The 23,850-nt window shown below is 71.5% G+C and carries 23 protein-coding genes; 8 read left to right on the top strand and 15 right to left on the bottom strand.

Translation table 11 applies throughout. The annotated features are described in order from the left end of the window. Positions 1–105 precede the first annotated feature (105 nt). On the top strand, positions 106–291 hold the full coding sequence (locus FHX81_RS01815) for a PspC domain-containing protein (protein ID WP_141974906.1): 186 nt from the start codon (positions 106–108) through the stop codon (positions 289–291). Here the strand turns inward: FHX81_RS01815 and FHX81_RS01820 are convergent. Then, positions 285–1,031, bottom strand: coding sequence for a TetR/AcrR family transcriptional regulator (locus FHX81_RS01820; protein ID WP_141974907.1), 747 nt, complete (start codon positions 1,029–1,031; stop codon positions 285–287). The genes FHX81_RS01815 and FHX81_RS01820 overlap by 7 nt on opposite strands. Positions 1,032–1,041: 10 nt before the next feature. Beyond that, a complete protein-coding gene (locus FHX81_RS01825; protein ID WP_141974908.1) occupies positions 1,042–1,407 on the bottom strand; it encodes a GntR family transcriptional regulator in 366 nt (121 codons plus the stop codon). A 102-nt stretch (positions 1,408–1,509) separates the two neighbouring features. On the opposite strand from FHX81_RS01825, the gene FHX81_RS01830 reads away from it, so the two are divergent. Further along, positions 1,510–1,935, top strand: a complete 426-nt coding sequence (locus FHX81_RS01830) for a hypothetical protein (RefSeq protein WP_141974909.1) — start codon at positions 1,510–1,512, stop codon at positions 1,933–1,935. Positions 1,936–1,960: 25 nt separating this feature from the next. Here FHX81_RS01830 and kal read toward each other — a convergent pair whose 3' ends face one another. The 9 genes from kal to FHX81_RS01875 form a co-directional block, all read right to left on the bottom strand. Continuing rightward, positions 1,961–2,347 (bottom strand): 3-aminobutyryl-CoA ammonia lyase, encoded by a 387-nt coding sequence (gene kal, locus FHX81_RS01835; protein WP_141974910.1) that lies wholly within the window; start codon positions 2,345–2,347, stop codon positions 1,961–1,963. Further along, positions 2,344–3,123, bottom strand: coding sequence for a lysine 5,6-aminomutase subunit beta (gene kamE, locus FHX81_RS01840; RefSeq protein ID WP_141974911.1), 780 nt, complete (start codon positions 3,121–3,123; stop codon positions 2,344–2,346). Before kamE ends, kal begins: the two co-directional genes overlap by 4 nt. Next, a complete protein-coding gene (gene kamD, locus FHX81_RS01845) occupies positions 3,120–4,688 on the bottom strand; it encodes a lysine 5,6-aminomutase subunit alpha (protein WP_141974912.1) in 1,569 nt (522 codons plus the stop codon). Before kamD ends, kamE begins: the two co-directional genes overlap by 4 nt. 5 nt (positions 4,689–4,693) lie before the next feature. Next, positions 4,694–4,981: a hypothetical protein gene (locus tag FHX81_RS01850; RefSeq protein ID WP_141974913.1), complete on the bottom strand. Its 288-nt coding sequence runs from the start codon at positions 4,979–4,981 to the stop codon at positions 4,694–4,696. After that, the gene (locus FHX81_RS01855; protein ID WP_170231886.1) at positions 4,978–6,561 is read right to left on the bottom strand and encodes an amidohydrolase; all 1,584 of its coding nucleotides are present in this window, start codon (positions 6,559–6,561) and stop codon (positions 4,978–4,980) included. Before FHX81_RS01855 ends, FHX81_RS01850 begins: the two co-directional genes overlap by 4 nt. Continuing rightward, on the bottom strand, positions 6,558–7,574 hold the full coding sequence (kdd, locus tag FHX81_RS01860) for an L-erythro-3,5-diaminohexanoate dehydrogenase (RefSeq protein ID WP_141974914.1): 1,017 nt from the start codon (positions 7,572–7,574) through the stop codon (positions 6,558–6,560). Before kdd ends, FHX81_RS01855 begins: the two co-directional genes overlap by 4 nt. Before the next feature lie 185 nt (positions 7,575–7,759). Continuing rightward, on the bottom strand, positions 7,760–9,241 hold the full coding sequence (locus FHX81_RS01865; RefSeq protein ID WP_141974915.1) for a tripartite tricarboxylate transporter permease: 1,482 nt from the start codon (positions 9,239–9,241) through the stop codon (positions 7,760–7,762). Beyond that, positions 9,234–9,770 carry a tripartite tricarboxylate transporter TctB family protein gene (locus FHX81_RS01870; protein WP_141974916.1) on the bottom strand — a complete coding sequence of 179 codons (537 nt, stop codon included), beginning with the start codon at positions 9,768–9,770 and terminating at the stop codon, positions 9,234–9,236. The genes FHX81_RS01865 and FHX81_RS01870 overlap by 8 nt, the downstream gene beginning before the upstream one ends. Beyond that, positions 9,767–10,744, bottom strand: coding sequence for a Bug family tripartite tricarboxylate transporter substrate binding protein (locus tag FHX81_RS01875; RefSeq protein WP_141974917.1), 978 nt, complete (start codon positions 10,742–10,744; stop codon positions 9,767–9,769). The genes FHX81_RS01870 and FHX81_RS01875 overlap by 4 nt, the downstream gene beginning before the upstream one ends. 120 nt (positions 10,745–10,864) lie before the next feature. On the opposite strand from FHX81_RS01875, the gene FHX81_RS01880 reads away from it, so the two are divergent. Further along, on the top strand, positions 10,865–12,475 hold the full coding sequence (locus FHX81_RS01880; protein ID WP_246107572.1) for an ATP-binding protein: 1,611 nt from the start codon (positions 10,865–10,867) through the stop codon (positions 12,473–12,475). Further along, positions 12,472–13,149 carry a response regulator gene (locus FHX81_RS01885; RefSeq protein ID WP_141974918.1) on the top strand — a complete coding sequence of 226 codons (678 nt, stop codon included), beginning with the start codon at positions 12,472–12,474 and terminating at the stop codon, positions 13,147–13,149. Before FHX81_RS01880 ends, FHX81_RS01885 begins: the two co-directional genes overlap by 4 nt. On the opposite strand, the gene FHX81_RS01890 is transcribed toward FHX81_RS01885, so the two are convergent. From FHX81_RS01890 to FHX81_RS01900, 3 genes are read right to left on the bottom strand one after another with little or no spacing between them, the layout of a single operon-like run. Further along, entirely contained in the window at positions 13,134–14,681 is a 1,548-nt protein-coding gene (locus tag FHX81_RS01890) for an alpha-amylase family protein (RefSeq protein WP_141974919.1), read from the bottom strand. The two genes, FHX81_RS01885 and FHX81_RS01890, sit on opposite strands and share 16 nt — an antisense overlap. Next, complete coding sequence (locus tag FHX81_RS01895) at positions 14,678–15,637, bottom strand: TIGR03885 family FMN-dependent LLM class oxidoreductase (RefSeq protein ID WP_141974920.1); 960 nt, start codon at positions 15,635–15,637, stop codon at positions 14,678–14,680. The genes FHX81_RS01890 and FHX81_RS01895 overlap by 4 nt, the downstream gene beginning before the upstream one ends. A 50-nt stretch (positions 15,638–15,687) precedes the next feature. Then, on the bottom strand, positions 15,688–16,173 hold the full coding sequence (locus FHX81_RS01900) for an FxsA family protein (protein WP_141974921.1): 486 nt from the start codon (positions 16,171–16,173) through the stop codon (positions 15,688–15,690). Positions 16,174–16,281: 108 nt separating this feature from the next. Between FHX81_RS01900 and FHX81_RS01905 the strand changes: the two genes are divergently transcribed. The 4 genes from FHX81_RS01905 to FHX81_RS01920 all read left to right on the top strand — a co-directional run bounded on the left by FHX81_RS01905 (position 16,282) and on the right by FHX81_RS01920 (position 20,780). After that, entirely contained in the window at positions 16,282–17,670 is a 1,389-nt protein-coding gene (locus FHX81_RS01905) for a KamA family radical SAM protein (RefSeq protein ID WP_141974922.1), read from the top strand. A gap of 189 nt (positions 17,671–17,859) precedes the next feature. Further along, positions 17,860–18,720: a carbohydrate kinase family protein gene (locus tag FHX81_RS01910; RefSeq protein WP_141974923.1), complete on the top strand. Its 861-nt coding sequence runs from the start codon at positions 17,860–17,862 to the stop codon at positions 18,718–18,720. Positions 18,721–18,795: 75 nt separating this feature from the next. Further along, entirely contained in the window at positions 18,796–19,821 is a 1,026-nt protein-coding gene (locus FHX81_RS01915; protein WP_141974924.1) for a LacI family DNA-binding transcriptional regulator, read from the top strand. Further along, positions 19,818–20,780 carry a winged helix DNA-binding domain-containing protein gene (locus FHX81_RS01920; protein WP_141974925.1) on the top strand — a complete coding sequence of 321 codons (963 nt, stop codon included), beginning with the start codon at positions 19,818–19,820 and terminating at the stop codon, positions 20,778–20,780. Before FHX81_RS01915 ends, FHX81_RS01920 begins: the two co-directional genes overlap by 4 nt. A gap of 72 nt (positions 20,781–20,852) precedes the next feature. Here the strand turns inward: FHX81_RS01920 and FHX81_RS01925 are convergent, their stop codons facing one another. Continuing rightward, positions 20,853–23,810, bottom strand: a complete 2,958-nt coding sequence (locus tag FHX81_RS01925) for a carbohydrate binding domain-containing protein (RefSeq protein ID WP_211363348.1) — start codon at positions 23,808–23,810, stop codon at positions 20,853–20,855. Positions 23,811–23,850: the final 40 nt, after the last annotated feature.

Below are 23,850 nucleotides of genomic sequence, written 5' to 3' on the forward strand. Positions count from 1 at the left end.
GTGGGGCGGGGTGGGGTTGCCCTGGGGTTGGGGCGTGGCCGGTGGGGGTAGGAAATCAGGGTTCCCACCGATGTCGGCGGTGGTCAGTGCGGGGAGGGTGGAGTCATGACGACGTTGACCAGGCCTCAGGACCGGAAAGTGATCGCGGGGGTGTGTGCGGGGCTGGCCGCCCGGTACGGGTGGCGGGCGAGCACCGTGCGGTGGGTGTTCGTGCTGTCCTGCTTGTTGCCGGGGCCGCAGTTCCTGATCTACCTGGCGTTGTGGGTGATGATGCCCAAGCGGCCCTACTGACGGGAGGCGACGAGGGCGTCGATGCCGTCGAGGATGCGGTCCAGGCCGAAGGTGAAGGCGTGGTCGGCGTCGTGGGCGGCGCCGTGGGTCTGGCCGGCGGCGGCGCCCACGCGGGCGGCGGTGGGGAACCGGGCCGGGTCCAGGACGCGGGCCAGCAGGGGCCCGGCGGCCTGCCACCACTGCTCGTCGGTCAGGCCGGTGTCACGGCGGGTGAGGTCGGCGTCGACGGCGATGCGGGCGGCGGCGCGGACGTGGCCCAGCACGAGGGTCAGGACGGAGTCCATCTCCAGGTCGGTGAGGCCGATGCCGTCGACGGCGCGCAGTTCGTAGTCGTACTTGGCGACGACGTGCGGGCCCAGGACGGCGCGGTGGGTGGGCACCTGCAGCAGCCAGGGGTGGCGCAGGTGCAGGTCGAGGTTGTCGCGGGCGATGCGTGCCAGGCGGCCGCGCCAGCCGCCGGGCACGTCGTCGGGGCGGGGTGTCTCGGCGTGCACGGCGTCGACCATGGCGTCGAGCAGTTCGGCCTTGCCGGGGACGTGGGTGTAGAGCGACATGGTGCCGACGCCGAGGGTGTCGGCGACGCGGCGCATGGACAGCGCGGTGAGGCCTTCGGTGTCGGCGAGGGTGACGGCGGCGGCCACGATGCGGTCCACGCCGAGGTCTTTGCGGGCGGTGCGGTCGCCGGTGCGCCACAGCACGGCGAGGGTGCGGGCGGGGTCGCCGGGGTGTTCGGTGGCCATCGGCGTCACCTTAGGGGTGGGGGGTGTCGGTGAGGGCGGCGCGGACGATGTCGAGGGCTTCGTCGCTGGTGAGGCCTTGTTCGCGGGCGGTGGCGGCGTAGGTGTGGGCGGCGCGCAGGACGCGTTCGCGGCCGCGCTGCCCGGCGGCGCTGACGACGGTGCCGGCGCGGCCGCGGGTTTCGATGAGGCCGGTTTCCTCGAGTTCGCGGTAGGCGCGGGCGACGGTGTTGACGGCGAGACCGAGGTCGGCGGCCAGGGCGCGCACGGTGGGCAGGCGGGTGCCGACGGCGAGGTCGCGGTCGGTGATGGCGCGGGCGAGCTGGGACCGGACCTGTTCGTAGGGCGGCGCGGACGAGGCTGGGTCGATGCTGATCACGCCGTCGATAGTGGCAGAGCGGGCCGTGCGGGGTGGGGCGCGCCGGGGTGGTGACGCGGGGGTCGCAGGCCGGCCACGCCGCGTGGCAGTGTGGTGGGCGTGGTGCGCCGTCCGTTGTTGTCGACCGTGGTGCTGGCGTTGGTCACGGGTGTGGCCGCGTCGGTGGTGTTGTTCGCGCCCGGGCGGCACGTGACGGGGTCGCCGACGCCGTACTGCACGGCGGTGGGGGTGTTGTTCGACTCCGACGAGCGGATGTGGCGGGCCGCGGAGGAGTTGCGGGGTGATCGTCGGGTGCGGGAGGTGCGTGACGAGCGGACGCAGGCGCAGAACCACGAGCGGTTGACCGAGGCGTTGCGGGAGGCGGGGCGCGACGACCTGGCCGACGCGGCGCGGGTGGATCGGACGCCCGCGTCGTTGCGGGTGGTGGAGGGGTTGGGGGTGGACGTGGAGGAGTTCGCCGACGAGCTGCGCCGGCAGTACCGGGTGAACGTGGTGGACGTGTGCGAGGAGCCGCAGGACGTCGGCTGAGCGGCCCGGTGCGGGGTGGGTGTGGTCAGCGGGGTGGGGCGACGACGGTGCCGCGGGCGCGGGTGACGACGACGGGCGGGTCGAGGACGTCGGCGGCGGAGGGGCCGCGGTCGGGTGCGGAGCGGCAGACGACGCGGGCTTCGAAGTCGATCTCGCGGGAGCGGGTGCCGACGCGGACGAGGGTGGCGGTGGCTTCGATGACGTCACCGGCCTGGATGGGGGCGAGGAACTCGACGGAGGAGTAGGCGGCGAAGAGTCCTTCGTCGCCGTCGGTGCGGATGAGCAGTTCGGTGGCGACGTCGCCGAACAGGCCGAGTCCGTAGGCGCCGTCGACGAGGTTGCCGCCGTAGTGGGCGTGGGAGTGGGGCACGTAGCGGCGGTGGGTGACGGTGGTGCCTTCGGTGGGGCTCACGCGTTCTCCTTCTTCTTCGCGGGGGTGGCCGTCTTCGCGGGGGCGGCCTTGGTGGTCTGGATGGCGTGCACGAGGTAGCTGGCGACTTCGCCGGGGGTGGTGCCGCGGCCGAAGACGCGGTCGACGCCGAGGTCGGCGGCCATGAGCGGGTCGAAGCGGGGTCCGCCGGCGATGAGCAGCGGGCGCCGCTCCCCCAGGGCTTCGCGGAACGCGGCGGACATCTCGCGGGTGTTGAGCAGGTGGGCGTCGCGTTGGGTGACGACCTGGGAGACCAGGACGGCGTCGGCTTTCTCGGCGCGGGCGCGGCGGACGAGTTCGGGCACGCTGACCTGGGCGCCGAGGTTGACGACCTTGAGTTCGCGGTAGTACTCCAGGCCCTTGTCCCCCGCGAAGCCCTTGATGTTGAGGATGGCGTCGATGCCGACGGTGTGGGCGTCGGTGCCGATGCAGGCGCCGACGACGACGAGTTTGCGGCGCAGGATCCGACGGATGGTGGTGTTGACCTCGGCGGGCGGCAGGAGGGGGTATTCGCGTTCGACGACGCGCACGTCGTCGAGGTCGACGATGTGGCGGACGGAGCCGTAGACGACGAAGAAGGTGAAGTCGTCGCCGATGGGGTGGGAGTGCACGACCATGGCGGGGTCGATGCCCATCTTGTTGGCCAGTTGTCGGGCGGCGCCGTCGGCTCGGGGGCCGGCGGGGACGGGCAGGGTGAACGAGGTCTGCACCATGCCATCGCCGGTGGTGTCGCCGTAGGGGCGGACGTGGCGCTTCACGGGTGTGCCTCCAGCAGGTCGGCGGCGGGGTTGAGGTAGTCGTCGGCTTTCTCCACGACGCCGTCGGCGCCCTTGCCGCCGGTGGCGGGGCGTTTCATCAGGCCGAAGGTGCCGTCGGCGATGGCGTTGAGCAGTCCGTCGTCGACGATGCGGGTCAGCAGGTCGACGGCTTCGCCGAGGACCTGGTGGGCGCGTTTGACGATGAGGCCGTCGGGGGCGGGGCGGAAGTCCTCGCGCAGGCCGCCGGCGGCGTCGAGGACGTAGCGGACGTTGCGCAGGGCGAGGTCGCGGTCGGACAGGAAGGGGGTGACGACGGCTTCGGTCATCATGCCGACGAGCAGGATCGACTGGCCGGTGAGCAGGCCGGCGAGGTTGAAGAACCCGTCGAGCAGGTAGCCGTGGAACACGTCGCCGGTCATGTGCTTGGTGGGGGGCATCCACTTCAGCGGCGCGTCGGGGAACAGTTCGCGGGCCAGCAGGGCGTGGGCGAGTTCGAGGCGGAACGACTCGGGGACCCCGGGGTTGATCTCGAAGGCGTGGCCGAGGCCGAGGAGGTGGTCGGGCAGGCCGGCTTCGTGGGCGAAGTGCTCGTTGAGCAGTTGGGAGACGGTGACGGTGTGCGCGGCGTCGACGGCGTCGGCGGTGGTGAGGTAGTTGTCCTCGCCGGTGTTGATGACGATGCCGGCGCGGGCGTGGACTTGGCGGGAGAAGCGCTGGTCGACGAAGGTGCGGATGGGGTTGATGTCGCGGAACAGGATGCCGTACATGGAGTCGTTGAGCATCATGTCGAGGCGTTGCAGGCCCGCCAGGACGGCGATCTCGGGCATGCACAGGCCGGAGGCGTAGTTGGTGAGGCGGACGTAGCGGCCGACTTCCTTGGACACCTGGTCCAGGGCGGCGCGCATGATGCGGAAGTTCTCCTGGGTGGCGTAGGTGCCGGCGAAGCCGTGGTGGGTGGCGCCTTCGGGGACATAGTCGAGCAGGGATTGGCCGGTGGAGCGGATGACGGCGATGATGTCGGCTCCGGCGCGGGCGGCGTTGGCGGCCTGGACGACGTCCTCGTCGATGTCGCCGGTGGCGACGATGAGGTAGATCCAGGGTCGGCGGGGCGGGTCGCCGAGGGTGGCGACGAGCTTGTCGCGGCGGGCGCGGTTGCGGTCGACGGTGCGCAGGCCGCGGGTGATGGCGGTGGTGGCGGCTCTGCGGGCGCGGTCGCGGTCGCGGCCGGTGGGCAGGGTGTAGCGGACCTGGCCTGCGGCGGTGGCTTCGGCGAGGTGGGTGAGGCTGGGCAGGTCGTGGTGGCGCAGGGCGTGGAAGACGGGCAGGGCGACGCCGTGTTCGAGGCCGCAGTGCTCGCGGACGGTGTCGACGACCCGGTTGACCCACGGCACGTCGCCGGCGCGGTGGGTGGTGTCGGCGCCGGTGATGCCGGCCAGCCGGAGCGTGGCGCGCTCGACCGCCACCGTGGTGTGGGCCTTGGCCAGGGCCACCACCGGTTCGGCGGCCTTGGCGGCGAGTTCGCGCGCCGTGGCGACCACCGCGGGGTCGAGGTCGAGCAACGCCATCGGGTTCACTCCTGTTCGGACGGGAAGCGGATCTCGGTGGTGTCGGGTTCGCGGAGGTGGATGCGCACCGGGCCCGACCGGGGTGTCCGGTTCGCCGCGGAGACCACGACGATCCCGAACGACGTGCCTTCGAGGTCGCGCGGGCTCTGGCTGCCCTCGGCGATGGCGATGTCCGACATCCGGGGCTTCACCATCCGGGGCTGCACCGACTGGATCACCCGCGGCAGCCGGCCGTGCGGGAACCTCGCGAACGTCTTCCCGGCGTCGCCGGACCGGGAGAGGCAGACCTTCACCCCAGCTCACCCCGGTCGAACAGGGTGCGGCCGCGCAGGACCGTGCGCAGGCAGGTCGGGGTGGGGCCGTCGAGGGCCGGGAGGGCGGGGACGCGGGAGCGGGGGTCGGTGGACCAGCGTTGGACGCGGGTGTCGGGGGCGGCGACTTCGAGGTGGGCGGCGTCCCAGACGGCGTAGGTGGCGGGGGCGCCGGGTTGCAGGGTGCCGGTGAGACCGTCGTCGACGCCGGCGGCGCGCCAGCCGCCGCGGGTGTGGGCGGTGAACGCGGCGCGCGCGGAGATGCCGTGACCGTCGGTGCGGTGGTGGACGGCGGCTTTGACGGTGGCCCACGGGTCGACGGGGGTGACGGGCGCGTCGGAGCCCAGGGCGAGGACCATGCCGGCGGCGGCCAGGCGGGAGAACGGGTTGAGCGCGGTGCCGCGGTCGGGGCCCAGGCGTCGGGCGTACATGCCGTCGGGGCCGCCCCAGGCGTGGTCGAACAGCGGTTGCACGGAGGCGACGACGCCCCAGGAGGCCAGGCGCGCGGCCTGGTCGGGGGTGATCATCTCGAGGTGTTCGAGGCGGTGCTTGCGGGCGGCCAGGGCGGGTGTGCCGACCAGGTCGGCGGCGCGGGCGAAGCCGTCGACGACGGCGGCGACGGCGGCGTCGCCGATGACGTGGAACCCGCCCTGCAGCCCGGCGCGGGTGCAGGTGACGAGGTGCTCGGCGATGGCGTCGGGGTCGAGGTAGAGCGCGCCGGTGGTGTCGGCGTCGGCATAGGGCTCGCACAGGGCGGCGGTGCGGGAGCCCAGCGCGCCGTCGACGAACAGGTCTCCGGCCAGGCCGCGCACGGGCAGGTCGACGGGGTCGAGGCCGCCCCAGTAGCCGACGACGTCGAGCAGGTCGGTGGCCAGCAGGTCGGCGAGGTCGTCGCGGCCGGAGATGTCGGGTCCGGCGCATTCGTGCACCGAGGCGATGCCGCGCGAGACGGCGTGGGTGAGGAAGGCGTGCTGGGCGTCCCGGCGGCGGGCGACGGGGATGGCGTCCTTGGCGGCGCGGCGCACGTGGTGGTGGGCGGCGCGGGACAGGGGCCCGTCGGGGGTGTAGCCGTCGGCGTCGCGGGCGGCGGGGGCGAGGTCGAGCAGCGCGGTGGACACCAGCGCGGAGTGCACGTCGATGCGGGAGAGGTAGACGCGGGCGCCGCGGGCGGCGTCGTCGAGCTCGGCGCGGCTCGGTGGCCGCTGCTCGGGCCAGCGGGTCTCGTCCCAGCCGTGGCCCCACACGAAGTCGCCGCCCGCGGCGCGCACGGCGTCGAGCAGCTCGGTCAGGGAGCGGCAGCCGGTGAGGTCCAGGCCGGTGAGCAACAGCCCGGCGGAGGTGGCGTGCACGTGGGCGTCGACGAACGCGGGCGCGACGAACGCGCCGTCGAGGTCGACGACCTCGGCGTCGGGGTGCAGGGCGCGGCCAACGCCGTCCTGGCCCAGCCACACCACGGTGCCGTCGGTGATCGCCATGGCGGTGGCGTCGGGGGCGGTCGGGGAGTGGATGCGTCCCCCGACGAGCAGACGCGTGGCCGCGGGGGCGCCGTTCACTGTAGTCACGCCTGCTGAGTCTGCCGGTGCTCGAACAGGGCCCGCACGGCAGGTTCGGTGCGCAGCAGGTCCAGGGCGAACGTGGCGTGACCTGGCACGTAGCCGTTGCCGACGAGCATCTCGACGTCGGCGGCGAGGCCTTCGGCGCCCAGGGCGGCGGCGGGGAAGGAGGTGGCCATGGAGAAGAACACGACGGTGCCGCCGTCGGCGGTGGCCAGGATCGCGCCGTGTTCGCAGCCGGGCACGTCCACGCACACCACGGTGACGTCGGCCTGCCCGCCCACGGCGGTGGCGACGGCCAGGGGGTCGCGGGCGTCGGCGACGACGACGGTGTCGGCCAGGCCCGCGTCGCGGACGGCGGCGGCTTCGCGGTCGGTGGGCACGAGGGCGACCAGTCGGGACGCGCCGGCGCGGCGGGCGGCGGCCAGCGACAGCGACCCGGATTTCCCGCCGCCGCCCAGGACCAGCACGGACGGGGCGTGGCGGCGGCGCACGACCCGGTCGGTGAGGGCGGGCGCGCCGCACACGTCCAGCACCGACAGGGCGAGCTGTTCGGGCAGGTCGTCGGGCAGGACGGCGGCGATGGAGCGGCCGAACAGCACGGCGGTGCCCGCGCAGGGGACCTGTTCGTCGGCGCCGTCCCAGCGGGCGAGGCCGTCGGTGAGGCGCAGCGGGGTGAGGGTGAGCGAGACGAGGCTGGCGATGCGGTCGCCGGGGCGCAGGCCCAGCGGCGAGTCGGGGCCGGCCTCGCGGACGGTGCCCAGCAGCATGCCACCCGATCCGGTGACGGGGTTCTGCATCTTGCCGCGCTCGGCGACGATGTCCAGCACGGCCTGCCGGACGCCGTGCACGCCGTGCTGTTCGCGCAGCTGGCGGTAGGAGGCGGCGTCGAGGTTGAGCCGGGTGACGTCGACCAGGACCTCGTCGGGTCCGCACACGGGGGTGGCGTCCAACCGGTGCGCCTGCTGCGGCAGCACCCCGGCGGGGTCGAGGACGCGGTGCGCACCGTACGGCGACGTCATGGAAATCCTTCGGTCTACAGGGCCAGGACGCGGATATCTTCACGTGAGCGGGCGAGATTCCGCAAGGGACGCGCTGTGGACGTCCGAACCCCGAACGCGACGAACCCCGGACGCCAGGACCGCCGGACGCGGCGGTGCCCGGCCCGGGACACGCGCCCGGGCCGGGCACCGAGCAGCCGGAGGGGTCAGGTCCGGCGGCGCATCCGCAGCACGACCGCCGCCACCAGCGTCACCGCCAGCAGCCCGTAGGCCACCGCCGCGAACGGGCCGGCCACCAACGCCACCGGATCCCCCTCGCTGATCTGCAACGTGCGCCGCACCTGTTCCTCGGCCATCGGCCCCAGGATCAGCCCCACCACCAGCGGCGCGACCGGGTAGCCGTGGCGGCGCATGAAGAACCCGGCCACGCCGATCACCAGCAGCACGATCAGGTCGTCCACCACGAAGTTCACCGCGTAGGTGCCCAGCGCCGCGAACAGCAGGATCCCCGCGTACAGGTAGGGGCGCGGGATCTGCAGCACCTTCACCCAGATCTTGACCAGCGGCAGGTTCAGCACCAGCAGCATCACGTTGCCGATGTACAGCGACGCGATCAGCGCCCACACCAGCGCCGAGTCGTTGGCGAACAGCAGCGGCCCCGGCTGGATGCCGTAGCTCTGGAACCCGGCCACGATCACCGCAGCGGTCGCCGTGGTCGGCAGCCCCAGCGTCAGCAGCGGCACCAGCACCCCGGCGGCGGCCGCGTTGTTGGCCGCCTCCGGCCCGGCCACGCCCTCGATCGCCCCGCGCCCGAACTCCTCCGGCCGCTTCGACAGCTTCTTCTCCGCCGCGTAGGACAGGAACGTCGAGACGTCCGCCCCGCCCGCGGGGATGGTGCCGATCGGGAACCCGATCGCGGTGCCGCGCAGCCACGGCTTCCACGACCGCCGCCAGAACTCGCCGGTCATCCACTTCCCGCCCACCGGCACCACCTGGACCGGGCCGTGCCGCATCCGCGCCGCCACGTACAGCGCCTCGCCGACCGCGAACACCCCCACCGCGACCACGACCACGTCGACGCCGTCCGACAACGTCGGCACACCCAGCGTGAACCGCTGCTGCCCGGTCAGCGTGTCGGTGCCCACCAGGCCGATGAACAGGCCCAGCGCCAACGACGCCAGCCCGCGCACCGGCGAGGCGCCCAGCAGCGCCGCGACCGTGGTGAACGCCACCACCATCAACGCCACGTAGTCCGCCGGACCCAGCGTCACGGCCAGCTCGGCGATGCCCGGCGCCAGCGCGGTGAGCAGGACCGTGGCGATCGTGCCCGCCACGAACGACCCGATCGCCGCCGTGGCCAGCGCCGCCGCGCCCCGCCCGGCACGCGCCATCCGATTGCCTTCCAGCGCCGTGACCACCGACGACGACTCGCCCGGCGTGTTCAGCAGGATCGACGTGGTCGACCCGCCGTACATGCCGCCGTAGTAGATGCCCGCGAAGATGATCAACGCGGCGGTGGGTTCCAGCGAGTAGGTCAACGGCAGCAGCAACGCCACCGTCATCGCGGGCCCGATGCCCGGAAGCACCCCGACGGCGGTGCCCAGGGTGACGCCGAGCAGGGCGTAGAGCAGGTACTCGGGCTGCGCGGCGGTCGCGAAGCCCTCCAGCAGGGCGGTGAGGCTACCCATCGAGCAACGGCACCCCCTCCAGCACGCCGGCCGGCAGCGACAGCCCCAGCCCGGACGCGAACAGCGCCTGCACCACCAGCGCCAGCGCCACCGCCACGACCAGCGCCTTCCACCACACCGCGCCCAACGTCCACGCCGCGCCGAAGAACAGCACGACCGCCGCCACCGGCCACCCGGCCACGTCGATCAGCGCCAGGTGCGCCACCAGCACCGCGACCAGCTTCGCCACCGTCACCCAGTCGGTGCGCACGGAGGTGTCGACGTCCTCGGCGTCCTCGGCCGGGCCCAGCCGGCCGCGCAGGGTGGCCACGATCGTCGCCACCCCCGTCGCCACCAGCAGCGCCCCCACCGCGTACGGGAACGCCCGCGGCCCCACCGTGCCCAGCGAACCCCGGGTCGCGATCGTGGTCGCGTCCACCAGCGTGAACACGCCCAACGCCACCACCAGGCCGGCGAAGACGTACTCCTCCGCCTTCGCCGACCCCGACCGCTCCGCCCCCGGTGTCGGGGTCGTGTCGGGAGAGGTCACTGGACCAGGCCGATCTCCTGCAGCACCGGCTTGATCCGGCCGATCTCCACCGTGAGGAACGTGGAGAAGTCGTGCCCGGTCTGGAACGTGTCCGTCCAGCCCTTCTTCTTCAACTCCTCCTGCCACTGCGGGCTGGCGTGCATGTCGGTCACCAGCTTCACCAGCCGGTCCTTCGCCGCCACCGAGATCGACCCCGGCGCCACCACACCACGCCAGTTGATCAGCTCCACGCCCTTGCCCAGCTTCTTGAACGTCGGCGCCTTCAGCTCCGGGTGCTCCTTCGGACCCGACGTGCCCAGGGCCCGCAGCTTGCCCGCCTTGATCTGCTCCACGTACTCGCCCACCCCGGAGATCCCGGCGTCGACCTTCCCGCCCAGCAACGCCGCCAACGACTCACCGCCACCGGAGTAGGGCACGTAGTTCAGCTTCCCCGGGTCGATGTCCAACGCCTGCAGCAGCATCCCCGCCAGGACGTGGTCCGTGCCGCCCGCCGAACCACCGGTGATCGTCACACCCTGGCCCTTGGCGTCCACCGCCGCCAACAAGTCCTCGATCGTCCGGTACGGCGAGTCGGCGGGCACGACCACCACCTCGTCCTCCGCGGTCAACCGCGCGATCGGCGTGGTGTCCTCCAACCGCTTGTCCACCCCGTTGGTCTCCACCGCGCCGACCATCACCAGACCGGTCACCATCAGGTAGCTCTCGGACCTCTCGGTCGCCAACTTCTGCAACCCCACCGTGCCGCCCGCGCCACCGACGTTGCTCACCTGCACCGAATCGGCCAACCCGGCACCGTCGATCGCCGCCTGCATCGCCCGCGCCGTCTGGTCCCACCCACCCCCGGGGTCCGCCGGCGCCATGATCTCCAACCTGCCGACGTCGTCGCCCTTCGCGCCGCCACCGCCCCCACACCCCGCGAGCACCAGGCCCGCGGCGGCCACGGCCGCGAGAAGTCGGGTGTGCTGTCCTGCCATCGGGTCCTCCACGGTCCAACCGACACCGCGGCACTGTCACCGCGGTGGGCCGGAACGCTAAGAGCACACCCACCACACCAGCGGGCAAAGGTCGTAAAACACGTATTGGTCGTTTTGGTCGTGGCCCCGCTCACACGCGCTGGGCCAGAATGCTCTGCCATGCGCCGCCGTTCGGTCCCCCTCGGTGTCACCCTGCTCGTCCTGCAGGTCGTCATCGTCCTCGCCACCACCTGCACCGCGGGCCTGCTGGCGGCCAAGCTCCAGAGCGACCGCATCCGCGAGGCCTACAAGGACCGCATGCTCTCCGTCGCCGAAAGCGTCGCCCGCCTGCCCACCGTCGTCGACGCCTTCACCTCCCCCGACCCCGCCGCCACCATCCAGCCCCTCGCCGAACTGCTCCGCAAAGCCTCCGGCGTCACCTACGTCGTCGTCACCGACCGCACCGGCGTGCGCTACGCCCACCCCGACCCCGACCGCATCGGCGAACCCGTCTCCACCGACCCCAGCACCGCCCTGTCCGGCCACGTCTTCGTCGGCACCGAAACCGGCACCCTCGGCACCAGCCTCCGCGCCAAGGTCCCCATCCGCGACGCCACCGGCACCATCATCGGCATGGCCTCCGTCGGCATCCTCGAAAGCGAACTCGCCGCCGACCTCGCCGAAGACCTCCCCGAACTCATCGGCTGGCTCGCCGCCGCCGCCCTCGTCGGCGTCCTCGGCGCCACCCTCGTCACCCGCATGGTCCGCAAACGCACCTTCCGCCTCGAACCCGACGAGATCGCCCACCTCCTCGAAACCCGCGACGCCATGCTCCACGGCATCCGCGAAGGCGTCGTCGCCCTCGACGACCGCGAACGCCTCGTCCTGGTCAACGACGAAGCCCTCCGCCTGCTCGGCCTCACCGACGACCCCACCGGACAACCCGCCGAAACCGTCCTCGAGAACGGCGGCCTGCTCGACCTCGCCCGCACCCACGACGACATCGCCGACCGCCTCGTCCTCGCCGGCGAACGCGTCCTCGTCGCCAACCGCATGACCGCCAAGACCCACGGCCGCCCCGTCGGCGTCGTGCTCACCCTCCGCGACCGCACCGAACTCCACGACGCCCTGCGCGAACTCGACGGCCAACGCACCGTCACCGAAGTCCTCCGCGCCCAAGCCCACGAGTTCACCAACCACCTGCACGTCATCAGCGGCCTGGTCGAACTCGACCGACGCGACGACGCCGTCCGCTACATCGAACGCGTCGGCGGCGCCGGCTCCGTCACCTCCGACATCATCGGCGGCGCCATGACCGACCCCGCCCTCGCCGCACTCCTGCTCGCCAAGTCCTCCACCGCCCACGAACGCGGCGTCGCCCTCCGCCTCGACCCCGCCACCACCGTCGACGCCCGCACCGGCGACGACGCCCTCACCGTCCTGGGCAACCTCGTCGACAACGCCGTCGACGCCGTCGACCCCGGCGGCACCGTCCGCGTCCTCGTCCACTCCGACACCACCGGCGTCCGCGTCGTCGTCGACGACGACGGACCCGGCGTCGACCACGACCAACGCCGCCACATCTTCACCCTCGGCGTCAGCACCAAAGCACCCCGAGGCGCACACGGCCGCGGCATCGGCCTCGCCCTCGTCTCCCGCGTCGTCACCCGACGCCGCGGGCGACTCCACCTCACCGACTCCGAACTCGGCGGCGCCTCGTTCGACGTCTGGCTCCCGGAGGCCGCCCGATGACCCACCACCCCGTGCGCACCCTCGTCGTCGACGACGACTTCGCCGTCGCCGCCGTCCACCGCGGCTTCCTCGACGCACTCCCCGACTTCACCGTCATCGGCGAAGCCCACGGCGGCGGCGAAGCGCTCCGCGCCGTCGACACCCTGCACCCCGACCTCGTCCTGCTCGACATCCACCTGCCCGACATCTCCGGACTCGAAGTCCTCACCCGACTCCGCGCCCGCCCCGGACCACCCGTCGACGTCATCGCCGTCACCGCCGCCCGCGAACGCGAAACCGTCCGCCAGGCCATGTCCCGCGGCGTCGACCACTACCTCGTCAAACCCTTCACCCGCACCGCCTTCCTCGACCGCATGCGCGAATACCTCGCCCGCCGCACCGAGGTCCAACGCCTCGGCCCCTGGCTCGACCAGGACGAAGTCGACCAACTACTCCACCACCGACCCCGCACCGCCCTGCCCAAGGGCCTCTCCCCCGTCACCCTCAAACTCGTCGTCGACACCCTGCGCACCACCGACCACGACCTGTCCGCCCAAGAAGTCGGCGACCGCGCCGGCCTCTCCCGCGTCAGCGCACGCCGCTACCTCGAACACCTCGTCACCACCGGCAAGGCCGAGGTCCAACCCCGCTACGGCATGGCCAACCGGCCCGCCCACGGCTACCGGCTCACCTGACGGAACCACCGACACCCGTACGGACCCAGCTCCACCACCGCCGTCCCGTCCTTCCCCGGCTCCACCGTGCCGTCCACCAGCAGATCCGTCAGCACACCCTCGACCTTCGGCACCTCCACCGACACGTCCTCACCCGCGAAGTTGTGCACCGCGACCACCACCCCGCCGTCGATCTCGCACCGGTGCGCCAACACCGACGGCGCCGCCGTGTCGATCGTCGAGAACGACCCCCACGCCAACTCCGGGCACTCCCGGTACCGCTCCACCAACAACCGCACCCACGCCAACAACGAATCCGGATCACCACGCTGCTCGGCCACCGCGTCCCACCACATCGGCGTCCGCACCGCCAACCGGCCCTCCAACGACAAGTCCTCGGTCATCCCGACCTCCTCGCCGTAGAACAGCACCGGCGTACCCGGCAACGAGAACAACAGGCTGTAGACCATCTTGATCCACCCCAGGTCCCCGCCGAGCATCGACGGCAACCGCCGCCGCAAACCCCGCCCGTACAACTGCATGTCCTCGTCCGGACCGAACGCCGCGAACACCTCCTGCCGCTCCGGCTCGGTCAACTTGTCCAACGTCAACTCGTCGTGGTTGCGCACGAACGTCGCCCAATGACAATCACGCGGAGGATTCGGACGCTCCCTCAACGCGTGCGTCAACGGACTCGCGTCCCCCCGCGCCAACGACAAGTACATCTGCTGCATCCCGATGAAGTCGAAACACATGTGCAACTCGTCGCCCACACCGTCCGACTTCCCGAAGAACGCCATCGCCTCCGTGTACGGCAGGTTCACCTCACCCAACAGGATCGCCTCACCGTTGCGCCGCGACAGGAACGCCCGCAAATCCGCCAGATAATCATGGGGATCCGGCAACGCCTCGATCGGCGCCTCCAACAAGAACGGCACCGCGTCCACCCGGAACCCCGACAACCCCAACTCCATCCAGAACCCCATCACCCGCGCGATCTCGTCCCGCACCGCCGGGTTCGCCACGTTCAGATCAGGCTGGTGCCGGTAGAACCGGTGCAGGTAGTACCGCTTCGCCTTCCGGTCGTACGTCCACAGCGACTTCTCCTTGTCCGGGAACACCACCCCGTCCGCCGCGTCCGCCGGCGGCTCGTCCCGCCACACGTACCAGTCGTGGAACGGACTCCCCGGATCCCGCGCCGCCTGGAACCACGGGTGCTGGTCCGACGTGTGGTTCACCACCAGGTCCGCGATCACCCGCATGCCCCGGTCCCGCGCCGTCCGCACGAACTCCACGAAATCACCCAACGTCCCCAACCGCGGGTCCACGCTGTAGAAATCCGTGATGTCATAACCGTCATCGCGATCCGGCGTCGGGAAGAACGGCATCAACCACAAGCACGTCACACCCATCTTGTGCAAGTGGTCGATCTTGTCGATCAACCCCCGGAAATCACCGAACCCGTCACCGTTCGAATCGTGGAACGTCTCCACGTCCAAGCAGTACACGACAGCGTTCTTCCACCACAGATCCGCGGTCCTGGTCAACTTCACGACCGCACCTCCGGCAGCACGCGCTCACCGAACGCGTCCAGGAACCGCTCCTGCTCCTGCCCCACGTGATGCACGTAGATCTCCTCGAACCCCAACTCCGCGTACTCCCGGATCGTCTTCGCGTGCACCCCCAGGTCCGACGACACGTTCACCACCCGCGCCACCTGCTCCACCGACACGTCCTCCGACACCAGGTCGAAGTGCTCCGCCGTGTCCAGGTCCCAGCACACCGGCGGCGGGAACACGTTGCTCCGCCACTGCTCGTGCGCCACCGACCGCGCCTCGTCCTCCGACTCCGCCCAACTCACGTGCACCTGCAGGTGCAACTTCCCCCGACCACCCGCGTCCCGGTACGCCGCCACCACCCGCTCCAACCGCTCCGTCGGCGCGTTCACGGTGATCAACCCGTCAGCCCACCCCGCACACCACCGCGCCGTCGCCTCGCTCACCGCCGCACCGATCAACAGCGGAGGCTCCTCGGGCCTGGTCCACAACCGCGCCCGGTCCACCGTCACCAGGCCGTCGTGACTGACCTCCTCCCCCGCCAACAACGCCCGGATCACGTCCACGCACTCCCGCAACCGCGCGTTCCGCACCTCCTTGCGCGGCCAACCCCCACCCGTGATGTGCTCGTTGCTCGCCTCACCACTGCCCAACGCCGCCCAGAACCGACCCGGGTACATCGCACCCAACGTCCCGATCGCCTGCGCGATGATCGCCGGGTGGTACCGCTGACCAGGCGCGTTCACCACCCCGAACGGCAGACTCGTCGCCTCCAGCGCCGCACCCAACCACGACCACGCGAACGCGCTCTGCCCCTGCCGCGCACTCCACGGCGAGAAGTGGTCCGAACTCATCGCGGCGTCGAACCCCACCTCCTCCGCCCGCCGCACCGCCGCCAACAGCCGCGACGGGTGAACCTGCTCATGCGAAGCGTGCACACCGATGACGGTCATGCCGCTTCACATACCCAAGCCACCCCCCGCCGACACGCCCCACCAACCGATCACGGCAACTCGCGACGCTCCACCGACTCCGGACGCACATCCACCACGTCACCCTCCACCACCACACCGTCGACCACCGCCCCACCGGCCGCCGGGTGCTGCCCGTACCGCAGGTTCAACACCACCGACCGCTCACGCTCCGCCGCACGCCGCGCCATCCGCCCGCTCACCAACCGCCGCGTCGGCGGGAACAACAGGAACAACCCCACCACATCGCTCACGAACCCCGGCAACACGATCAACACCCCGGCCGCCGCGATCAACACACCGTCCGCCAACTCCTGGTGCGGCGCACGCCGCGTCCGCACCGCCTCCGAGAACGCCGCCATAGCCCGGACACCCTCGCGGCGCAGCAACACCGAACCCACCACACCACCCAGCACCAGCAGACCCAGGGTCGGCAACAGACCCCACGCCCCGAACGCCGCCACCAGAGCGGTGACCTCCACGGCCAGACCCACCAGCACAACCGCCAACACGCGCATACCCCACCCAACGAACGAACGCCCCGAAACGCTCCCCGCCGAAATATTTACGCCCAACCGGCCATCTGGCAGCATATCTTCACGCCACTCGACCGATAGGGAGCATGGATGACCGCGCTGCACGAGGTCACACCCACGCAGCACAGGGCCGACCTCCAGCCCTACACCTACACGCGCCAGGAACTCGTCGAACCCGACTGGCGCCGCTTCCCCGGCTGGCGCCACGTCACCGAAACCCAGTGGCGCGACGCCCAGTGGCAACGCGTCAACTGCGTCAAGAACCCCAAACAACTGCGCACCCTCATGGGCGACCTGCTCACCGAGCGGTTCTACGACGACCTCGCCGCCGACCAGCAGCACACCGCCACCATGTCCATGCTCGTGCCACCCCAGATGCTCAACACCATGGCACCGGACGCCGGACCCGACCCCGAGACCTTCACCGAGGCCTTCCTCGCCGACCCCGTCCGCCGCTACATGATCCCCGTCCGATCAGACCGCGACCCGGACTGGCCCAGCCACCCCCACTCCTCCCGCGACTCCCTCCACGAAGCCGAGATGTGGGTCGTCGAAGGCCTCACCCACCGCTACCCCACCAAAGTCCTCGCCGAACTCGTCTCCACCTGCCCCCAGTACTGCGGCCACTGCACCCGCATGGACCTCGTCGGCAACTCCACCCCCCTGGTCCAGAAGCACAAGCTCACCCTCAAACCCGTCGACCGCCAGGACCGGATGATCGACTACCTCAAGCGCACACCCGGCGTGCGAGACGTCGTGGTCTCCGGCGGCGACGTCGCCAACGTCCCCTGGCCCCAGCTCGAGTCGTTCCTCATGCGACTGCTCGACATCGACACCGTCCGCGACGTCCGCCTCGCCACCAAGGCCCTCGCCGGCATGCCCCAGCACTGGCTCCAGCCCAAGGTCGTCGAAGGCCTCGAACGCGTCGCCCGCACCGCCGGCCGCCGCGGCGTCAACCTCGCCATCCACACCCACGTCAACCACGTGCAGTCCGTGACACCGCTCGTCGCCGAAGCCGCCCGCACCGCCCTCGAGATCGGCGTCCGCGACGTCCGCAACCAGGGCGTGCTCATGAAGGGCGTCAACGCCACCCCCGACGACCTGCTGGACCTGTGCTTCGCGCTCCAAGGCGAGGCGAACATCCTGCCGTACTACTTCTACATGTGCGACATGATCCCCAACGCCGAGCACTGGCGCGTCGCCGTCTGGGAGGCCCAGGAACTCCAGCACGCGATCATGGGCTACCTGCCCGGCTACGCCACGCCCCGCATCGTCTGCGACGTCCCCTACGTCGGCAAGCGCTGGGTCCACCAGCTCCACGAGTACGACCGCGAGCTGGGCATCTCCTACTGGACCAAGAACTACCGCACCGGCATCGAACTCGACGACCCCGAGGCACTCGACCGCCGGTACCCCTACTACGACCCGATCTCCACCCTGGGCGACGCGGGCCGCCGCTGGTGGTCCGAGCAGTCCTGAGTCTCCCACGGACGCCTGAGCCCGTGCGGGCTCAGGCGTCCGTGCTGTTTTTTGCCCTGCTGTCCGCCGGACCACGGTGAGTGATTAATTTCAGTCAACACTGAAGCTATAGAGATATGCAAGACAGCGCTTGCAGGGTTGCGTGCCCGCCGCTCGCCGGTTCGTCGATCTCCCCTCACACTGGCGCCCATGCGCAGACCGAAGGTGTTCGTCGCGGGACCGGTGTCGTGGAACCGCCTGGTGCTGCTGGACCGGTTGCCGCGGGCCAGGCCGCACACCACGTTCGCCGGCGGCCACCGGGTGACCGTCGGCGGCACGTCGGCGGGCAAGGCGTTGAACCTCGCCTCGCTCGGCGCGGACGTCACGCTGCGGACCGTCGTCGGGGACGACGAAGCCGGGCGGTCGGTGCTGGACGTGCTCGACCGGGCCGGGGTCGACGTGATCGCCGAGGTGGTCGACACCGCCACCGAACAGCACCTCAACCTGATGGACCCCCACGGCGGGCGGGTGTCGATCTACCTCGAACTCCCCCGGTTGCACCACGCCGAGCACGACGACCGGGCGCTGGCCGCGTTGGCGTCCGCCGACGCGGCGGTGATCGACCTGGCCGACCACGCCCGTCCACTGCTGGGCGCCGCACGTGACGCCGGGGTGCCGGTGTGGTGCGACGTGCACGACTACGACGGCGTCGCGGAGTTCCACCGCGACTTCCTCGACGCCGCCGACCACGTGTTCCTCAACGACGACGCCTTCAAGGACGAGCACAGCGCGAACCACGACGCGCTGGTCGCGTTCCTCCGGTCGCTCGGCAAGCCTGCGGTGGCCACGCTCGGCGCGGACGGCGCGCTGGCCCTGGTCGACGGGACCGTCCACCGGGTGCCCGCGGTGCCGATCGAGGAGATCGTGGACACCAACGGCGCCGGCGACGCCTTCTTCTCCGGGTTCCTGGTCGCCCACCTCGCGGGCGCGGACGTGCCCTCGGCGATGGCCGCCGGCGCTCGGCAGGCGGCCCTCTGCCTCGGTTCAGCGGGGTTGGCGCCCGAAATGTGACTGTCAAGGTCTTGCTGAAAGGCTTTGCAAGGTCTTTCCTCGGGTGCGCGTGTCGCCGCGACGGAAAGGACCGACATGGACGGCGTGACCGCCCGGTTGAGCGACATCGCCGCGCAGGCCGGGGTCAGCGAGGCGACGGTCAGCCGGGTGTTCAACGGCAAGGCGGGCGTGTCGACGGCCACCCGGCAGGCGGTGGTGGCCGCGATGGACCTGCTCGGCTACGAACGCCCGCCCCGGCTGCGGCAGCGCAGCGCCGGGCTCATCGGGCTGATCACGCCCGAGCTGGGCAACCCGATCTTCCCCGCGCTCGCGCAGGTCGTGGAGCAGGTGCTGACCAGCGCCGGCTACACGCCGCTGCTGTGCACGCAGACGCCGGGCGGGTCGACCGAGGACCAGCTGACCGAGATGCTGGTGGACCGGGGCGTGGCCGGGATCGTGTTCGTGTCCGGCCTGCACGCCGACTCCACCGCCGACATGGGCCGCTACACCAAGCTCGCGGGCCGCGGCATCCCGTTCGTCATGATCAACGGCTACACGGAGAAGATCTCCGCGCCGTTCATGTCCACCGACGACCGCGCGGCGATGCGGCTGGCGGTGTCGCACCTGGTGGAGCTGGGGCACGAGCGCATCGGCCTGGCCGTCGGACCGCGGCGGTTCGTGCCGGTGCTGCGCAAGATCGAGGGCTTCGTGCAGCACATGCGCACCGCCCTCCCCTACACCGCCGAGCAGGCCGAGGCGCTGGTGCAGCACTCGCTGTTCACCGTGGAGGGCGGGCAGTCCGCCGCGACGGCGCTGCTGGACAAGGGGTGCACGGCGATCATCTGCGGCAGCGACCTGATGGCGTTCGGCGCGATCCGGGCGGCGCGGCAGCGCGGGTTGGGCGTGCCGCAGGACGTGTCCGTGGTGGGGTTCGACGACTCGCCGCTGATCGTGTTCGCCGACCCGCCGCTGACCACGCTGCGGCAGCCCGTGGAGGCGATGGGCCAGGCCGCGGTCAACGCGCTGCTGGAGGAGATCGGCGGCACGCCCGCACCGCACGCGGAGTTCGTCTTCCTGCCCGAGCTCGTGGTGCGCGGGTCGACGGGCGCGGGGCCGCGGTGACCGCCGGTCGGGCCAGGGCGCTGCGCATGCGGGCGCAACGCCTGACCACCCCCGCCCGCTCGCTGTCCGAGCTGCTGCGCGACGTGCTGGCCGTGCAGGCGCAGGACGTCACCGCCGCCGGTCTCGCCGTGCGGGCCCGGACCTCCGGCGTCACGCCCGCCGACCTGCGTGCGGCGCTCGACGCCGGGGACGTGGTGCGGACCTGTGCCATGCGCGGGGCGGTGCACCTGCTGCGCCGTGAGGACGTCGGCTGGCTGGTGGGGTTGCTGGGCCCGGTGAACGTGGCCCGGTCCCGACGTCGGCGACTGGAGCTCGGCCTGACCGACGAGGTGTGCGCGCGGGCGTTGGGCGCACTGCGGGAAGTCCTGACCGAACCGCTGACCAAGCCGGAGGTCGTCGCCCGGCTCGCCGACGTCGGCGTGCCGCTCGACCCGGCCACCGCCGCACCCGCCTACCTGCTGGCCTACGCCGCCAACAAGGGCGTGGTCGTGGCCGGCGAGTCCACCTACCGGCTGCTCCCCCGCGCCGACGACGAGCCGCGCGGCGTCGCCGAACTGGTCCGCCGCTACCTGCGCGCCTACGGTCCCGCGACCGTCGAGGACTTCACCGCGTGGAGCGGCGTGCCGGAACCGGACGTGCGTGCCGCGTTCCCGTTCGACGACCTGGTCGAGGGCAAGCACGGCTGGCAACTGCCCACCACCGACGCCACCGACCTGGACGGCACGGTCCGCCTCCTCGGCCCGTTCGACACGTTCCTGCTCGGCTACACCGACCGCACCCTGCTGCTGGACCCGCTGCACGCGCCCCTCGTCCAGACCGCCGGCCCGCACATCGTGGTCGACGGGCAGGTGCGCGGCACGTGGCGCCGCCGTGACGGCCGGGTGGTCGTGGAGCAACTGGGCCACATCCCCGTGTCCGAGCTGGACGTCGAGGTCGAGTCGGTCCTGGCCTGGATCTGAGCGCGGCGGGCACCGCCGGTCCGGTGGGGCCGGCGGGCGGGCGGTGGGAGAGGCACGCCCACCCGCCGGTGGTCACCTCAGGTAGGGGCCGTCCGCACCGACCTTGCCCGGGGCCGGGTTGCCCGGCAGGTCCAGGACGTAGACGCGCGCGTTGCCCTTGCCGCCGGGGTTCGCGGTCAGCGACCCGGTGGTGACGGTCCTCGTGTCACCGGTGACGGCGTCGCGGTACGTGCCGTTGGGGACGCCGGTGAACGTCGCCGAGCCCGAGATCGCGACCAGCGCGAAGCTGTCCACCGTCCCCGACGTGTACCGGCGCTTGAACGCCATCCCGCCCGACACGCCCTCCGTCGAGTACTGCCCCTTCTGCAGCGCGGGGACGGCGCGGCGGATCTGGTTGAGCCGCTGCACGTGCTTCACCAGCGGTTTCTGCAGGGTGGTGGCGACGGTGCCGGACGCCGACGACACGACGCCGTAGTCCGACGCGGTCACCTGGCCCGCCAGGTGGTCCCCGAAGTAGGCCCGACCGGTCGTCGCCAGCGGGCACGTGGGGCCGCAGTCGATCGGCTTGCCCGCCTGGAACTCGACCTCCGAGCCGTAGTAGAGCGTCGGGATGCCCCGGAACGTCCACATCAGGCTCATGTTCTCCGCCCACGCGTCCGTGCCGCCCGCGTAGCGCACGCTGGACTTGTTCGGCCCGAAGTCGTGCGAGTCCACGTACGTCACGTTGTAGGTGGCGTCGTTGGTGGAGTCGTCGGAGTCCTTCGCGTTCCAGAACGCGTTGTTCGCGTCGCCGAAGTTCATGTGCATGCGCATGTCGATGATGTTCATGCCGGAGAACTCCGAGTGGTCCGGCACGTGGTAGGCGTTGCCGTCCAGGAACGCGTTGCGGCTGGTCGGCTGCCCGCCGGTGCCCATCCCCTGCTCGTGGGTGTACTGCTCCAGCGACGCCGCCGCGTCGTCGGCGCTGTACTCGCGCCGCTCCTTCCAGGTGAAGAACTGCGCCGAGTGGTTGACCGAACCGCGGTTCCACTTGTCGTTGACGAACGCCGCCACCTCGCCGAAGACGAAGAAGTCACGGCCCTTCTCGCCGAACCTCGCGGTGGCGTGCTGCTGGATGGCGGGCAGGAACCGGCGGTTCCAGGTCACCCGCGGGATGTGCACGGCGGTGTCGACGCGGAAGCCGTCGACACCCATGTCGATGAACCGGTTGTAGGCGTCGATCAGGTACTTCTGCACGATCGGGTTCTCGGTGTCGAAGTCGGCCAGGTCCTCGTGCAGCCAGCACGACCGCGAGTCCTCGCCCTCCCAGTTGCCGATCCAGCAGCGGTGGTAGAGCTGCGCCGGGAACATGCCGGAGGTGGGGCTCGGCCACTGGCAGCTGTAGATCCGGTAGCCCTCCGGGCTGCTGTGCCGGGTCGGCTCGCCCCAGTCGACGCAGGTGTTCCCGGCCGGTTCGGTGGTCGACCACAGGTCGCCGTTGTAGTAGGACTTGCCGGTGTTCGGGTCGATGGTCAGGCCGTCGTACTCGAAACCCTGCACCGGCTGGTCGTAGTACCAGGACCACTGGTTGTCGCGGACGCCGAACACCTTCGCCTCGAACAGGCCCTTCGCGCCCCACCGCGAGCTGTGGTTGTAGACCACGTCCTGGTAGATCTTCAGGCCCTTGGCGTGCGCGGAGTCGATCAGGTCCTGGTAGGTCGCGCCGGGTGTCTCCAGGCGCGGGTCGACGCGGTGGAAGTCCCAGCCGTGGTAGCCGTGGAAGTCGTAGTCCGAGCGGTTGAGCACGACCGGCGTGATCCAGATCGCGGAGAAGCCCAGGCCCTTGACGTAGTCGAGCTTGTCGACCAGGCCTTGGAAGTCACCTCGGAACATCGGGTCGTCGTTGGCGGCGTTGCCGGAGCGCACGTGCTGGCTGCCGCCCCGGTTGTTGGCCGTGACGCCGTCGTTGAAACGGGCGGTCATCACGAAGTAGATCGAGTCCTCCCGCGGGTCGCCGCCCAGGGGCGTGCCGCCCGGTGGCGCGGGCGGGATGTCGCCGGTCGTCACGGAGACCGATGCGGTGGAGGTCGACTTGTTGCCCGCCGCGTCGTAGGCCTTGAGCGAGTAGGCGTAGGTCGTGTTCGCGGTGAGAGGCCCGTCGGCGAAGCCCACCGCGCCGGTGTTGCGCACGACCGTGCCCAGCGCTCCCCCGGATCGGGTGATCTCGTAGCCCGCGACGGCGACGTTGTCCGTGGACGCGGTCCACGACAACGAGACGGTGAGCGCGGACGCGGCGGCGCGCAGGCCGGTGGGCGCGCTCGGCGCGATCGTGTCCTGCGGGGCAGGGGGTCCGCAGGGGTCGGTCGCGTTCGGCGTGACGACGCCGTCCTTCACGGTGCTGCGCCCGGTGCGCAACGCGTAGTCGGCGCCGTTGTTGTTGTCCCACTGGCCGGAGCCGTCGTTGAACGCGGCTCTCAGGCCGGTCGCCTGGCCCAGGTCGACCGAGGCGCGGGCCCAGTCGGCGCAGACCTGCTCCATGGGCACGCCGGGCACTGCCGTCCACGTGCCGCCGGTCGGCTGGTAGTGGATGCGCGTCGCGGTCCAGTTCCGGGTCTTGGTGAAGTAGTAGACCTCGGCGTGGTCGGTCGGACCGGGCTCGGGGCCGGGTGTCGTGCCGCACGGGTCGCCGACGCCGGTCACTCCCCCGGCGACGGTCGCGGTGCCCGTGCCCAGGCTGTAGTTCTGCCCGTTGTTGTTGTCCCAGGTGCCGGAGCCGTTGTTGAACACCGCGAGCAGCCCGGTCGCGTCGCCCAGCGACACGGACTTGCGCACCCAGCCCGCGCACGCCGCCGGTTCCATGCGCTCACCCGGTACAGCCGTCCACGGTCCGTTGCGCGGTTGGTAGTGGATGTTGGCCACCGGCCACCCCGAAGGCAGGCGGTAGAAGACCGTAGTGGTGTTGCCCGCCGCCACAGCGGGCGGTTCGGGCGCCCGGTCCTCGGCCGAACCGCCCGGCGCGGTCCACGTCGCACCGGCCAGGCCCAAGGCCACCAGTAAAGCTGTCAGTCGTCGCGATCTCGCTCGCATCACT

The sequence above is a fragment of the Saccharothrix saharensis genome (assembly GCF_006716745.1).
GTDB classification, from domain to species: Bacteria; Actinomycetota; Actinomycetes; order Mycobacteriales; family Pseudonocardiaceae; genus Actinosynnema; species Actinosynnema saharense.

What these genes read in the sequence shown, in the direction of transcription:
- FHX81_RS01815 (WP_141974906.1), top strand. Translation starts at nt 106, where the DNA reads ATGACGACGTTGACCAGGCCTCAGGACCGGAAAGTGATCGCGGGGGTG.
- FHX81_RS01820 (WP_141974907.1), bottom strand. Translation starts at nt 1,031, where the DNA reads ATGGCCACCGAACACCCCGGCGACCCCGCCCGCACCCTCGCCGTGCTG.
- kamD (WP_141974912.1), bottom strand. Translation starts at nt 4,688, where the DNA reads ATGGCGTTGCTCGACCTCGACCCCGCGGTGGTCGCCACGGCGCGCGAA.
- kdd (WP_141974914.1), bottom strand. Translation starts at nt 7,574, where the DNA reads ATGACGTCGCCGTACGGTGCGCACCGCGTCCTCGACCCCGCCGGGGTG.
- FHX81_RS01865 (WP_141974915.1), bottom strand. Translation starts at nt 9,241, where the DNA reads ATGGGTAGCCTCACCGCCCTGCTGGAGGGCTTCGCGACCGCCGCGCAG.
- FHX81_RS01875 (WP_141974917.1), bottom strand. Translation starts at nt 10,744, where the DNA reads ATGGCAGGACAGCACACCCGACTTCTCGCGGCCGTGGCCGCCGCGGGC.
- FHX81_RS01885 (WP_141974918.1), top strand. Translation starts at nt 12,472, where the DNA reads ATGACCCACCACCCCGTGCGCACCCTCGTCGTCGACGACGACTTCGCC.
- FHX81_RS01895 (WP_141974920.1), bottom strand. Translation starts at nt 15,637, where the DNA reads ATGACCGTCATCGGTGTGCACGCTTCGCATGAGCAGGTTCACCCGTCG.
- FHX81_RS01900 (WP_141974921.1), bottom strand. Translation starts at nt 16,173, where the DNA reads ATGCGCGTGTTGGCGGTTGTGCTGGTGGGTCTGGCCGTGGAGGTCACC.
- FHX81_RS01905 (WP_141974922.1), top strand. Translation starts at nt 16,282, where the DNA reads ATGACCGCGCTGCACGAGGTCACACCCACGCAGCACAGGGCCGACCTC.
- FHX81_RS01910 (WP_141974923.1), top strand. Translation starts at nt 17,860, where the DNA reads ATGCGCAGACCGAAGGTGTTCGTCGCGGGACCGGTGTCGTGGAACCGC.
- FHX81_RS01915 (WP_141974924.1), top strand. Translation starts at nt 18,796, where the DNA reads ATGGACGGCGTGACCGCCCGGTTGAGCGACATCGCCGCGCAGGCCGGG.